The following is a 13,025-nucleotide window of genomic DNA, read 5'->3' on the forward strand; positions in this document are numbered from 1 at the left end:
CCTATTATTATGAAGAACCAACTCTCCTCCCTGCTAGCATTGTTTTTTGCCATTTTCGCTCTTAGCTCCTGTAATCAGGAGAAATGTATGAAAGAATATATTGAATGTCGTGATGCCTGCTATGATCAGGCGGATGCTGTTCGTGCACAATGGGTTGCCGCCAGAGACAATTGCCAAACCGAATTTGACAACGCGCTTCTAGCGTGCTTCGAACTGCAGAACGACGATGCCTTTATGGCCTGCTATAAAAATGCCAATGCAGCCCTAAAGGAATGCATAAGCGAGGTGGACAGAGCTTATGAGGAAGGAATGGCCGAAGTCGCGGCATGTAACGAAGTATGCAAAGCTAAATTTGCAGAGTGTAGCAAATAGTAGCTAGCCTCTTTGATGTCGAACAACTAAAACATCAGGCAACCCTTTTGACTGGAAAATATGAAGGTAAAAGGGTTGCTTTTACTTGCCAAATGGCAACGAATTCAGCAAATTCAATTTATGAGTCCAAACCTTTATCTACTCTGATTTGACTATTTTGCTATTCAAATAACTATGCAAAAGGACAAGTACATCCTTAGGGTTTGTCTGGCTCTCCCCCTCTTTGGTCTGTCCGTGATGAATATAATAGAAGTCGCGAATCGCTCGAAATAGCGTCCATTCTTCTTCAGAATCATTGTTTAGTTGATTGAATTCTGACCAAAGTTGATAGGTTTTGGCCTCTGTAAATTTCCTAGCTTCATCAGAACAGTTTTTATACCTTGAGATAGATTCGTTTATCAACAGTTGACGCTGAAAGGCAAGTTCTGCCTTGTACTGCATCACTTCCTCATTAAATAGCATATCAAACTTATCGTAATCTTTAATCAGTTCGTAAAAAAATGCATATCGACTAATATGGTAGGCCAGCAATTGGGATTCGAAGACCTCCATATCTCCGAAATAGTGATAGAAACTAGATCTATTCAAACCAACAAGATTAGAGAGTTTCTCAACATTGAAAGCTGCTGGCCCGATCTGCCCAAAGAATTGGTATCCAGTAAGTATCCATTTCTGCTTATTGTCTAAATCATTTTTCATGCCGACGAAATTTGTCAATAAAGGTTCTGTACACAACTGTCTATAGCGGATAAGTCTACGCCCTTAATTTTGGATTTCAAAATAAAATTTATTCATTAGAAAATAATTAACTATGACACAAAAAACATCAAGCGCTTTTATTGCTGCTTCATGGGTCGCACTAGGTGCTGGCATCATCGGTTATTTAATTGGGCTTTTCAGAGCAGACATGTTGCTCAATGAGAAAGGCTATTATTTCACAATTCTTATGTTTGGTTTATTTGCTGCGGTGTCCTTACAAAAAAGTGTAAGAGACAAACTAGAGGGGATACCTGTTACAGAAATATATTTTGGCATTTGCTGGTTCGGAACAATACTTTCTATTGTACTGCTAATTATTGGCTTGTGGAATGCTGACTTATTGCCTAGCGAGAAGGGTTTTTACAGTTTTGCGTTTCTACTATCCATGTTTGGTGCAATCACAGTACAAAAGAATACCAGGGATTTACTCCAGCAAGAACGCGAAGAGAGAAGTCCGCACTAACAGAGCATGATTTATTTGGCAAGAACCGAAATATCATTATCTTGTTTTGGTTCTTGCTATACTCTTCAGAAAGTCAATCATGATATCCAATACTACTATTGTGCTAGCATACGATAATTGGCTTTTTTGTTGTTTGTTATCGTTGGCTCAAGAAAAGAAAGTACTGCCTATCCGGTAGGAAGAGAGAATTATGACTGATTTACAAGGAAAAAAAGCAGAGACCCTGCTGTCACTACATCATTCAGAAAAACTATTGATTCTCCCCAACGTATGGGACGTGCTTGGCGCTAAATTGTTAGAATCAGAAGGTTTTGAAGCTATCGCAACGGCCAGTGCGTCAGTTGCGTTTTCCAGGGGTTTTGATGACAATCAGGAAATTGACTTTACCACCTTATTAAGACTTTTTAGATCCATATGCCAAAGCACTTCTCTACCGGTAACCGTAGATATTGAGCGAGGTTATGCCGATTCACTAGACCAACTTACCGAAAACATCAAAAATCTAATCAGCTGTGGCGTGGTGGGCTTGAATATTGAAGACTCCAATAAAAAAGGTGAAAACCTGGAATCTATCGAGCACCAATGTGAGAAGATTCAACTGATACGACAAGTAGCTGATAACTTAGGTATTCCCTTAGTCATCAATGCAAGGACAGATGTTTTTCTGATGAAAAGTTATGAAGATAATAGACTTTCTGAATCTATTCGCAGAGGACAACAATACAAGCATGCCGGCGCAGACTGCTTCTACCCTATTCTTTGTAGTAATGACGAGCTAAAAGAAATAAATCTAGCGGTCGATCTTCCGGTGAATGTTCTTGCCCAGCAAGACACCCATTCAGTTAGTGAATTAGAAAGGCTCAACATCGCCAGACTAAGCCTTGGACCCGCTTTGCTGAGGTCTGCATTGATGAAAATGCGGGAAACGGTTCGATCCCTAAAACAAGGCACCAGTTTTGATTCATTCATTAATGAAAATACAATAACCAGCAAGGAAATATTGGCAATCATAAAACCGTAAATTGAAATTACCTCTACTGCGCAGCAACCCTTCAACCAATCATGAATACATTCAACAAAAATATCCAGGCATACAAAAAGCAACTAGAAAAAGGAGACATCAGTGCGGGATACAAAGGCTTGATGGAGTTTATCACTGATTTTAAAAATCAAATCAAAAACGAAAATCCTACTCATACCATGTCTGGCCAGATTCATTATGGGTTTATGGATATTACGTTCTTTTCCTTTATTCCGGAAGTTCTAAAAAGGGAGAAACTAAAAATTGTGGTCATTTTCAATCACGCAGAATTCCAATTCGAACTCTGGCTCTGTGGCCAGAATAAACAGATTCAACAAAAATATTGGGAATTGTTCAGAGAAAGTGATTGGGATAAATACAACATCCCCTCAAAAATAGACGACAGACACTTCATAGTTGAGCATGTTTTAGCTAAGAATCCAAATTTTGATGATCCCACAGCTTTAAGAGATCAAATGTCCAATGACACGACCAAATTTGTGGAAGATATTATTAAGGTCTTTATTTGATTACCCCGATTTTAATAGTGAAATCAAAACAATATCCAGAACTGTGACATTTAATCCAGTGATAAATAAAATAAGCTCTAATCCAAGAAATCTACTGTTAATAGACGGTATTGGTGCCCTCCTTTCAGCTTTCTTATTGGGGGTGATCTTAACCAGGTTTGAAAGTACTTTCGGAATGCCGAAGAAAACACTATACATTCTCGCCTTTCTTCCTTGCATTATCGTCTTGTATGATTTGAGTTGCTATTTTGGTTTATCAAAAAACTGGATCCCTTACTTGAAAACCATTGCTATTGCAAATCTAATTTATGCTTGTATTTCGTTGGGCATGGTACTGCATCATTACCAACAATTAACTGCTTTAGGTTTGACCTATTTCTTACTTGAATTAGTAATTGTAGTTGCTCTTGCAAGTATCGAACTAAAAGTGGCTGCAACTCTAACTTCAGGAAGGACATGAAAGATTTCCTGTCTTTCTTTACGAACAAAATAGGTCAACACGTAAGGTTACATCCCCAACCGTTTCATTATCAATCGATCCATCTGTTGGCATAGGGTGAGCGGTTTGAGCGTTCGCCAGTTGTGGATATCAAGAGGACCTCCAAAATTGATGAAACCATCCACATTAAAGTTTGTCATCTCTTCGACTACGAAGTCCCGAAAACCAATACCCACAATCCAACCCTCTTCCACGTCCTCAAACCACTCTTCGTAGTAGCTATCGTCTGAGCCGTGAAAATTGAGCACATTTTCTCCGATCAGGATGTATTTGTTGATGCCCTCAAGCTGAATCTCGTCTATCACATTTCTTTTAAGATACATGATATCGTTATTCACGGCGTCGTTCCACTCCCCAATGAATTCAAATACCGCGAAGCCCAACTCATAGTCGGTAAATAAAATTTTGGCGTATAAGGTCTCTGAACCAATATAATCCCATGCTGGATCAATGTAGTAACCATAAATAGTCTCAGAATAGAGATCGTAGTTATACTCCTTACCATGAAAAGGTGACAGGGCATCACTTGCCGAATCGTAGTATTTCAGCCAACCGCTATAGGGTTCTATGTTATGCATCTGAACTTTTATGGTGGTCAATGGCCTTCCTGACAGAACCCTGAGATTCTACCAATTGTTGGGCCTTTTCTCTACTGACTCCGGTTTCTTCTATGACCATGCGAATGGCGCGATCAATAAGCTTCTCATTGCTCAGTTGCATATCTACCATTTTATTGCCTTGGACATGACCCAGTTGTATCATCACCGTAGTTGAAATCATATTAAGCACCAGCTTTTGAGCGGTGCCAGCTTTCATTCGCGTACTGCCGGTAACGAATTCCGGCCCCACAACCACCTCTATTGGATATTGGGCGGTCTCAGCCAGTTTACTTCCTTGGTTGCAAGTAATACAGCCAGTTACCAGTCCAGCTTCATTCGCCTTTGCTAATCCGCCAATCACATAGGGTGTTCTCCCTGACGCTGCTATTCCAATGAGCAAATCTTTGTCACTGATATCATAAGCAAGCAAGTCTTGCCATGCCTGATTTGGGTCATCTTCGGCATGTTCTACGGATTTTCTTATAGCTCCATCTCCACCGGCAATCACACCTACTACATGTCCATGAGGCAAACCATAGGTTGGCGGTATCTCTGATGCATCGACCACTCCTAGCCTACCGCTGGTACCAGCTCCTATATAAAACAACCGACCACCTTCAGACATCTTCGCCACTATTTGAATCACCAGCCCTTCAATCTTAGGAATCACTTTTGCGACCGCCTGAGGAACAGTCTGATCCTCTTTATTGATGTTGCCGAGTAATTCGGCCACCGTCATGTGCTCTAGCTCATTGTAATTCGATGTAGATTCGGTAGTGTTTTGCATGGTTCAAAATTGAAGGAATAGAACGGGAATTCTAAACTTATCAAGAAGAATTTCATCGTTCTCTATGATAACCGATTGGCTTCTTTCCAGCAGATCAATTTCAAGAATTAAATATTGACGGTCACCGTTGACTTATTTTGGCTGGTGATACTGTGTCAATCCATCGATTGGGCCGACTACAATATCCTTGATATTGATTCCTAAATCTGCACCTACTTTTCGAAGTACCTCTTCATAATAAAAGGCGACTGATCCTGTAAAATGCACCGGTAGCTTAGCATAATCAGTATATTTCATCACATTGAGCTCAATAAATCTTTTGAAGGCATCATAGACCATCTCGTAGATCAACGGATCTTTCAAGTGCTTGAAGATGAACTTAGAAAAACTCGAGAGGTAAAGAATGGGCATATGATGATGATAAATATTCTCAAGTATATCATGTGGCTCAAGGCCAAATTCATCATCAAACTGTTCTTTGATTTCTTTAGAGAGCTCTTTTTTGAAATAATAGATTAAGAATTGCTTACCCAGATAATTCCCGCTTCCCTCATCTCCCAGGATATAACCCAGTGAACGTACGTTTTCTATGATTCCTATACCGTCATACAAACAGGAATTGGACCCTGTTCCTAAAATACAGGCTACACCCCTTTCAATTCCGCAGAGTGACCTTGCAGCAGCCAGCATGTCATGATTGATTTCTATTTTGGCCTTGGGAAACAATTGCATGAAACAATCGCGAATCGTTTGCTTATTTTTGCTTGATGAACACCCGGCACCATAAAAATACACTTCTTTAAAAGGTGCATCGATGTATTCTATCAGCCCCATACGCATGACTTCCAGAATACCGGATGCGTCCAGATAATAGGGATTGATCCCGCCAGAGCGGGCATGAAAAATAGTCTGTTTAGAATCTATGATCCTCCATTCTGTCTTAGTAGAGCCACTTTCTGCTATTAGAATCATACGTATTTTGTGGGGTTAGCCACCTTTCTCTCTTGTGCTAGGTTCGAAAATAGTAAATAAATAAAGATTCCCTCCGATAGTCAGAAAATAATGAAAGATATTTTGCTATTTTTAGATCAGTCAAAAATCATCATCATTGTCAACTCAAAATATTTATCATGCGTATTTTCACGGTTCTGCTACTATTCTTAGTATGCTACTCTGACCTATCGGCTCAGTCTTATAATTCGAAAATATTGCATGTATTTGAAGGGAATTGGACCGGGTCCGCCACGGCTTACTTTCCACGTGATACCACAAAGGAAAATCGCATTGAATCCATTGAGGCAGCGGGGAAAAAAGTATTGAAGGACACCTATATAGAAATTAGTTCGACCTGGACACAAGCCAACCAGGACTACCGAACATTGCTTACTTTGTGGAATTACCATGTAAGAAAAGATAGTTTTCAAATTCTATATTTATATGACAATTGGCCCGGTCGCGTAGATTATACCTTGTCTTATGATTCAACTGCCCGAACATTCTATGGGTACGACACCTTTATGGCTCGTGGGAATATTCCTGCCGAAGAGAAAGTGGAATGGGTCATATCTGAAGATGGAAATGAAATCAGAAGTACCGAATACAATCATTTGTCTACCGACCCAAAAGATTATTGGCCCAAAACATTTGAGTTTGTACTCAAACGAGTTGATTAACTCGTCGAATGATCTAATTCTCCTATCACTTCAAATTTATTAAAAACCTTTTCCGTATGCGGGGCATCTTTTAGCTCTTCGGTCAGGTCCTGCCCGGCCCAGTGCTCATAGTGCTGTCCCTTTCTCCAAAGTCTGGAAGCAGTGACGTCATAGATTTTTCCTTTGTAGGCCACCCAGATTTCTTCTCTATCCTGACCATTGCGCAAAGCAAGTTGCTGACGACTGTAAACAGCAGTTTTCATCAGTTGTCCAAGGTAACCACCGTAATGCCTGCACCACCATGCTCTACATGTTCATCTTTGGCGCTGATGATCTTGTGATTTTCACGAAGCACATTTCTAACCAACTCCCGCAAAACACCGTGTCCTTTGCCATGCAAAATTTTCACCTCAGTATGGCCCAATAGCAAGGCTTCATCGATATAGTATTCTACCTTACCAATCGCCTCTTCGGCCCTTACTCCTCTGATATCAAGAGTTGAACTAAAGCTGGCCATTTTATCGTTGAGATTAATGCCCGTCATTTGTTGCACCCTATGATCTGTTGATTTCTTAAACTCTTTAGAGGATATTTTGACCAGTTCTTCCAACTTCACTCTTGATTTTAGGCCGCCAAGCAATATTTCAGCTTGTTTGCCCTTGATACTTTCCACCTCTCCGACGGCTCCAGACTTCAGCTGTACCTTGTCTCCGATCTGAATAGGACCCTTTTCAATTATCTTTTCAGATACCTTTTTAGACTCAGACTTGACAACCTTCTCAGCATGCGCTTTCAGGGCTTCACGAGCCTGAGCCGTTCGTCGCTGATCTGCTTCAGATTCTTTTATTTCCTTGATGGTGGCCTCTATCTTTTTATTTGATGTCTGAATCAAACGCGAAGCTTCTTCTTTGGCCTGCTTAAGTACTTTAGTCTTCTCCTTCTCTAGGTACTTCTTTAGGTCCTCATAGTCCTTGATGGCCGCAGTCAATCGGCCGTTTTTGGCATCCAATGCCTTCTTTTCCTTGGCAATTTGATTTTTTTCAGATTCCAATTCACTCAGTAAACGATCAAACTGCACATGAGAGATGCCGGCCTTTTTCTTCGCTCTATCAAGCATTTTTGGATTGAGACCTATTTTGCCCGCTATCTCTAACGCAAATGAACTGCCAGGCTTACCTATCTCCAGTTCATACATGGGCTCTAGTCGCTTCACATCGAATTTCATTGCAGCATTTACGATGTTTTTTTCTTTGTCCGCTGCCTTTTTCAGATTGCCATAGTGCGTTGTAATCGCTCCAAAAGCCTGAGCTTGATTCAGTTCCAACAAAACCACTTCCGCGATCGCACCGCCAAATTGAGGTTCGGTACCGGTTCCAAATTCATCTATCAAAAAGAGCGTGTTGCGCGAAGCGTTTTCGAGAAAGTACTTCATGTTGGTCAAATGCGAGCTGTATGTACTTAAGTCATTTTCCAGGGATTGCTCGTCTCCAATATCAATAAAGATCGAATGAAATGTTCCGAATTCTGAACTTTCTGAAACCGATACTGGCAAACCGCACTGGGCCATGTACTGCAATAGACCTATTGTTTTGATACAAACAGACTTTCCGCCTGCGTTTGGTCCGGATATCAAAAGAACTCTTTTTTCTCTTGACAGAGAAAGATGCAAGGGCACGATCTTTTTCCCTTGTTCTTTCAATGCAGATTCTAATATTGGATGCCTAGCTTGCTGCCAAAGGATTTTTTGACTCTTCGACAATTCGGGACAGGTACAATTGAAATCGATACCAAACCTGGCTTTGGCTCTTATGAAATCCATGACGCCAAGTATTTTTATGCCCTTCTTTACTTCGGGCAAATTATCGCGGAGTTGATCGGTAAGTTGAGTCAGAATTCGTACAATCTCTCTCCTCTCGGCATACCTCAGTTCTCTAATCTCATTGTTGATCTCCAAGGCCTCAGCCGGTTCCAAATAAACTGTCTGACCGGTGGCTGACTCGTCATGTACAAATCCCTTGATATGTCGTTTGTGCTCAGCCAAGACTGGTATTACCATCCTGCCATCACGAATCGTAAGCGAAGGCGATTCCGGGCAATAGCCATGACGGTTGGCTTCTTTCAAAATCTTATTCACTGCCGTTCGAGCACGAATCTGGCTTTTTGAGATGGCACTTCGAATAGACATTAGTTCACGACTGGCATCATCTCTGAGCTGACCTTTTTCATCTATTTTCTGATCAAGCGCCAAATACAGCTGATCATCCAACTCTATTGGAGCGACCCTTGTGGAGAGTACAGGATATTCTTCATTGTTTTGGTGAAAAAATCTCACCATGTTCAGCAGCGTTTCAAGCACTAATTTCACTTCAAACAACTCCTCTTCATCTAAAAAGTTTCCCTGCAGTTCCGATCGCTTCAACGCTGGCGAAATGTCTGTATAGTTAGATTGGGGAAAGGATGCTCCACTGGTCAATATTAAAGTGAATTCCCTGGTTTGATCCATCCACTCATTGACCTTCCCGGTATTTGTATTGAAAGACAAACGATCAACGAAATCTTCTCCAAGCGTACTCAGACAACGATCTTTGACCAATAGTTTTACTTTATCAAAACCTAATTTGACCTCTATATCTTTCGGATAGGAATTCAATCTATTGAGTTTAATTCTATTTATTGGCTCCCTCTATCTGGGGGCTGAATCTTTTTTTAATACCAGTAGTATCTATATCGATAGCCATGTCTTCCGGCCTTGCGGCTGGAAGCTCAGCATCTTCCTGATAACCCCTTTTTTGGATTACATTCAGACTGTCTACCACCGTTGTGTATATCTTGTCAAGCAAAACCGGATTAGACAGGTAGTATTGATAGCTCTCTTGATATTTTGCTTTTTCTACGTCATATTTTTCAAATATTTCCTTTTCCAGCGTATTGTAGACTTTAAAAGAGGAATCATTGGTCAAGCGTAATTTATCCACGCGTGCTTCAAGAATATGAATTTCAGTCAGCAACTCAATCATCTTATCAGATGGAATCACGTCCTTCTGATCTACCGTTGAACTACATCCGAATCCGACGATAACATTTATTAACAAAAAATATTTTTTCACAAACCCAAAATATTAAGTAAAGGCTTAATTTTAGCGCCTCAAAAGTACAATGAATGAAGGACATCCTCAAGAAGCTTAGAAAATACGAGATCAGGATCAGGAAGGCCATAAACTCCCAGATGCAGGGTGATTTTCATTCTATTTTTAAGGGGTCCGGATTAGAATTCGACGACGTACGCTCATATCAGTATGGAGATGATGTACGTTCTATAGATTGGAATGTTTCTGCCAAAGGGCATGGAACTTTTGTAAAGACATTTAAAGAAGAGAAAGAGCAGAATGTTTTCTTTATTTTGGATGTAAGCGCCTCTCAAGAGATTGGCAAAGAAGGGCAACAAAAACTAGACGTTGGTAAGGAGATTTGCGCCTTGCTTTCTATATCAGCTATTAAGGAAAATAGCCAGGTAGGCCTGATTTGTTTCTCCGATCAAAAGGAAAAATATGTTAAGCCAGGTAAGGGGCTTAAGCACTCCTTCAATATTGTATCGAACGTTTTCAACTTGAATCCCAAATCGAAACAGACAGATTTGGCGAAAGGCATTCACTTCACTTTGAATTTGCTAAAACGGAAGAGTGTGGTGGTACTGATTTCAGATTTTGTCGATGAAAACTATGAGCATGACTTAAAGGCACTTGCCAGATCTCACGATTTAGTAGTGATTCAGATATCCGATAAAAGAGAAACTACCTTTCCGAATCTAGGTATAGTACCTCTACATGATCAGGAAAGCGGCAAAACAATATGGAAAAATACTTCCTCCGGTTCATTTAGAAAACTACTAGACCAAACCTACGGCGAAAGACAAAAGGAATTAGAAAAATTCTGTGGTCGTAATCAGGCCAACTATACCAATATCCGAACGGATGAGGACTATGTACCAAAGCTCATTCGACTGTTTAAAGTAAGAAATAAAATGAGGAAAAGTGGGTAAAGGCATTTCGTTAGGAATACTATTTAGTTTTATATTTTCAGTGAACCATGCCCAGGAAATTTCGCCATACGGCAAATTTCTTAAAGATAGCGTCATGGTGGGTGAGGAAGTAAAGTACTCGTTGTCGGTAAAGTACCCACTGGATTGGCATGTCATATTTCCTGATTCTACATACAATTATGAGCCTTTTGAGTTCTATACCAAAAGTTACTTTCCAACCAGAATCGATAGCACTCATGCCTATGACAGTGCTGTATATACGCTCTCCACTTTTGAGATTGACCTCGTTCAGAAACTTCAGTTGCCGATATACCTGCTGAACGGTAATGACAGCACTACAATTCTGGCCAGCCCTGACTCCATATTTCTAAGAGAATTGGTCACCGTGTTACCAGACTCGTTGAAGTTTAGGGAAAACCTGGCATTTCAGGCAGTAAATTATGCCTTTAACTACCCCTATTTCATGATTGGACTTGGGCTAGTCGCACTCATTGGATTAGGAACTTTTTTCATCTTCGGAAATTCGATTCGGACAAAAATCAAACTTTACAGAATGAGGAAGGCTTATGAGAAATTTTCTCTTGAATTTGATAGAGGTATTATCAAGATCAAACAATCCGAAACCAACGCACAATTGATTGAGGAGATATTGGTGATCTGGAAAAGCTATATGGAAAAAATTGAAGATAGGCCCTTCACCAAGTATACCTCGAAAGAGATTTTAAAAGTTGGGTTTGAAGAGCAACTCAAAAACGTATTGCAAACCATAGACCGTTCGATCTATGGGGCGATCGGTGATGAAGAGATGCACAAGAATTTTGAGGCCTTAGAAGATTTCACATTTGAGCGCTATAAAATCGCTTGCAACCAAGCCAAAAGCTCCCAGAACGAGCCTCAAATAAAAGCATCTCGCAATGAAGAAAAAGAAATTCAATCAACTGCTATTACCCAATTTGGGCTTGACACGAATGAATTGTATGAGGAGTTGAAAAAAGGTGGCCGTTTTGTTATTTACTATTACACTATTTCCATCTTGATTATGACATTTAGAAGGAGCAGTGAAGTGAAGTTTATCAGAAGTGGTGAAAATGGAATCAAACAAGGTCTAGTATATAGTCTGATTAGTTTTCTTCTTGGGTGGTGGGGAATTCCCTGGGGACTTATTTATACACCACGTAGTCTATACATAAATTTCAGAGGAGGCAAAAATGTGACAGATCAACTTATAAACAAGGTTACGAATTAGGAATTATGCATGAAATGAAGAATTCTTGGTATTCATTAGATTGGTTTAAACCAGTCACCTTTGATAATTTCCAATGGGAAAACCCCATCTTCTTTTATGCCTTTTTTCTGATTCCGTTATTCTTGTTGATCTGGTGGGCATGGAGCCTCAGCAAGAAGAAAAACCTGGCCATCGCTCTTATCAGGAAAGACATCAAATGGAGTGCTTCCTCCTTACTTAGACACATTCCGAATGTTATATTTTTGGTATTTGTTTCGCTTGTTATAGTGTCACTTGCACGCCCTCAAAAAACCAACGAAAAAGTAGAACAATGGACTGAGGGTATTGACATTATGCTAGTCATAGATATTTCTGAATCTATGCAAATCGAGGATTTCAAGCCCAACAGGCTGGAGGCAGCTAAAGATGTAGCTCGCAAGTTTATTTCGGGCAGATTTCAAGATAGAATTGGTTTAGTGGTTTTTTCAGGAGAGGCTTATTCACGATCACCATTGACGTCTGATTATGATCTGTTAGGCGAGTATATCGATGGTATTTCTTTCGACCTCATCCAAAAAGGAGGAACGGCTATTGGCAGCTCGCTAGCAGTGGCCACTAACAGGATGCGTGAGTCAGATTCGAAGTCTAAGGTATTGATCTTGCTCAGTGACGGTGATAATACTGCCGGAAATATTGACCCGGTGACCGCAGCCGAATTAGCCAATGCCTATAACATCAAAATCTACACCATAGCGATAGGAAAAGAAGGGAAAGTACCATTTGGGAAAGACTTTTTCGGACGAACCCGATATGTCGAAAATACGCTGGATGAAACCACACTGCGTAAAATAGCAGAAATTGGCCAGGGTCAGTTCTATCGTGTATCAGACAATAAAGCGCTGGAGAGTGTATTCAGTCTAATCGACAAATATGAGAAGGCAGAGATCAAAGAAAATCGTTTTAGAGACACTACTGACTTCTATCCGATCTATCTGAAATGGGCGATTGTTTTCTTCCTGCTTTGGATGATGTTGAAATCAACCTTTGTGAGCAATGTCTTGCAAGATTGAGTCAGAGCA

The 13,025-nt window shown here is 40.4% G+C and carries 16 protein-coding genes; 9 read left to right on the forward strand and 7 right to left on the reverse strand.

What is annotated here, in order from left to right:
• The first annotated feature begins 9 nt into the window (after nt 1–9).
• The gene (locus ABJD64_RS13505) at nt 10–372 is read left to right on the forward strand and encodes a hypothetical protein (protein ID WP_348179420.1); all 363 of its coding nucleotides are present in this window, start codon (nt 10–12) and stop codon (nt 370–372) included.
• Between the two features lie 138 nt (nt 373–510).
• On the opposite strand, the gene ABJD64_RS13510 is transcribed toward ABJD64_RS13505, so the two are convergent.
• Nucleotides 511–1,071: a TetR/AcrR family transcriptional regulator gene (locus ABJD64_RS13510; RefSeq protein WP_348179421.1), complete on the reverse strand. Its 561-nt coding sequence runs from the start codon at nt 1,069–1,071 to the stop codon at nt 511–513.
• 112 nt (nt 1,072–1,183) lie between these two features.
• On the opposite strand from ABJD64_RS13510, the gene yiaA reads away from it, so the two are divergent.
• From yiaA to ABJD64_RS13530, 4 genes are all read left to right on the forward strand, one after another.
• Nucleotides 1,184–1,594 (forward strand): inner membrane protein YiaA, encoded by a 411-nt coding sequence (gene yiaA / locus ABJD64_RS13515; RefSeq protein ID WP_348179422.1) that lies wholly within the window; start codon nt 1,184–1,186, stop codon nt 1,592–1,594.
• Nucleotides 1,595–1,784: 190 nt separating this feature from the next.
• Nucleotides 1,785–2,615 (forward strand): isocitrate lyase/phosphoenolpyruvate mutase family protein, encoded by an 831-nt coding sequence (locus tag ABJD64_RS13520; protein WP_348179423.1) that lies wholly within the window; start codon nt 1,785–1,787, stop codon nt 2,613–2,615.
• A gap of 41 nt (nt 2,616–2,656) precedes the next feature.
• Entirely contained in the window at nt 2,657–3,145 is a 489-nt protein-coding gene (locus tag ABJD64_RS13525) for a hypothetical protein (RefSeq protein WP_348179424.1), read from the forward strand.
• 43 nt (nt 3,146–3,188) lie between these two features.
• On the forward strand, nt 3,189–3,605 hold the full coding sequence (locus ABJD64_RS13530; protein WP_348179425.1) for a hypothetical protein: 417 nt from the start codon (nt 3,189–3,191) through the stop codon (nt 3,603–3,605).
• A 47-nt stretch (nt 3,606–3,652) separates the two neighbouring features.
• Here ABJD64_RS13530 and ABJD64_RS13535 read toward each other — a convergent pair whose 3' ends face one another.
• The 3 genes from ABJD64_RS13535 to ABJD64_RS13545 form a co-directional block, all read right to left on the reverse strand.
• Nucleotides 3,653–4,222, reverse strand: a complete 570-nt coding sequence (locus ABJD64_RS13535; protein ID WP_348179426.1) for a hypothetical protein — start codon at nt 4,220–4,222, stop codon at nt 3,653–3,655.
• Nucleotides 4,215–5,030 (reverse strand): N-acetylmuramic acid 6-phosphate etherase, encoded by an 816-nt coding sequence (gene murQ / locus ABJD64_RS13540; RefSeq protein ID WP_348179427.1) that lies wholly within the window; start codon nt 5,028–5,030, stop codon nt 4,215–4,217. Before murQ ends, ABJD64_RS13535 begins: the two co-directional genes overlap by 8 nt.
• Before the next feature lie 132 nt (nt 5,031–5,162).
• On the reverse strand, nt 5,163–6,002 hold the full coding sequence (locus ABJD64_RS13545) for an N-acetylglucosamine kinase (RefSeq protein WP_348179428.1): 840 nt from the start codon (nt 6,000–6,002) through the stop codon (nt 5,163–5,165).
• A gap of 158 nt (nt 6,003–6,160) precedes the next feature.
• On the opposite strand from ABJD64_RS13545, the gene ABJD64_RS13550 reads away from it, so the two are divergent.
• On the forward strand, nt 6,161–6,703 hold the full coding sequence (locus ABJD64_RS13550; RefSeq protein WP_348179429.1) for a hypothetical protein: 543 nt from the start codon (nt 6,161–6,163) through the stop codon (nt 6,701–6,703).
• On the opposite strand, the gene ABJD64_RS13555 is transcribed toward ABJD64_RS13550, so the two are convergent.
• From ABJD64_RS13555 to ABJD64_RS13565, 3 genes are read right to left on the reverse strand one after another with little or no spacing between them, the layout of a single operon-like run.
• Nucleotides 6,700–6,945, reverse strand: a complete 246-nt coding sequence (locus ABJD64_RS13555; RefSeq protein WP_348179430.1) for a cytochrome b5 domain-containing protein — start codon at nt 6,943–6,945, stop codon at nt 6,700–6,702. The two genes, ABJD64_RS13550 and ABJD64_RS13555, sit on opposite strands and share 4 nt — an antisense overlap.
• Nucleotides 6,945–9,332 carry a Smr/MutS family protein gene (locus ABJD64_RS13560; protein ID WP_348179431.1) on the reverse strand — a complete coding sequence of 796 codons (2,388 nt, stop codon included), beginning with the start codon at nt 9,330–9,332 and terminating at the stop codon, nt 6,945–6,947. Before ABJD64_RS13560 ends, ABJD64_RS13555 begins: the two co-directional genes overlap by 1 nt.
• Nucleotides 9,333–9,348: 16 nt before the next feature.
• A complete protein-coding gene (locus tag ABJD64_RS13565; RefSeq protein WP_348179432.1) occupies nt 9,349–9,789 on the reverse strand; it encodes a DUF4296 domain-containing protein in 441 nt (146 codons plus the stop codon).
• Nucleotides 9,790–9,842: 53 nt separating this feature from the next.
• Between ABJD64_RS13565 and ABJD64_RS13570 the strand changes: the two genes are divergently transcribed.
• Genes ABJD64_RS13570 through ABJD64_RS13580 form a run of 3 tightly spaced genes read left to right on the forward strand, consistent with a single transcriptional unit; the run spans nt 9,843 to nt 13,016 of the window.
• A complete protein-coding gene (locus tag ABJD64_RS13570; RefSeq protein ID WP_348179433.1) occupies nt 9,843–10,721 on the forward strand; it encodes a DUF58 domain-containing protein in 879 nt (292 codons plus the stop codon).
• Nucleotides 10,714–11,967 (forward strand): hypothetical protein, encoded by a 1,254-nt coding sequence (locus tag ABJD64_RS13575; RefSeq protein ID WP_348179434.1) that lies wholly within the window; start codon nt 10,714–10,716, stop codon nt 11,965–11,967. The genes ABJD64_RS13570 and ABJD64_RS13575 overlap by 8 nt, the downstream gene beginning before the upstream one ends.
• Nucleotides 11,968–11,981: 14 nt before the next feature.
• Nucleotides 11,982–13,016 (forward strand): VWA domain-containing protein, encoded by a 1,035-nt coding sequence (locus ABJD64_RS13580; RefSeq protein WP_348179435.1) that lies wholly within the window; start codon nt 11,982–11,984, stop codon nt 13,014–13,016.
• Nucleotides 13,017–13,025: the final 9 nt, after the last annotated feature.

This window comes from Reichenbachiella sp., from assembly GCF_039944555.1.
Classification (GTDB): Bacteria; Bacteroidota; Bacteroidia; order Cytophagales; family Cyclobacteriaceae; genus Reichenbachiella.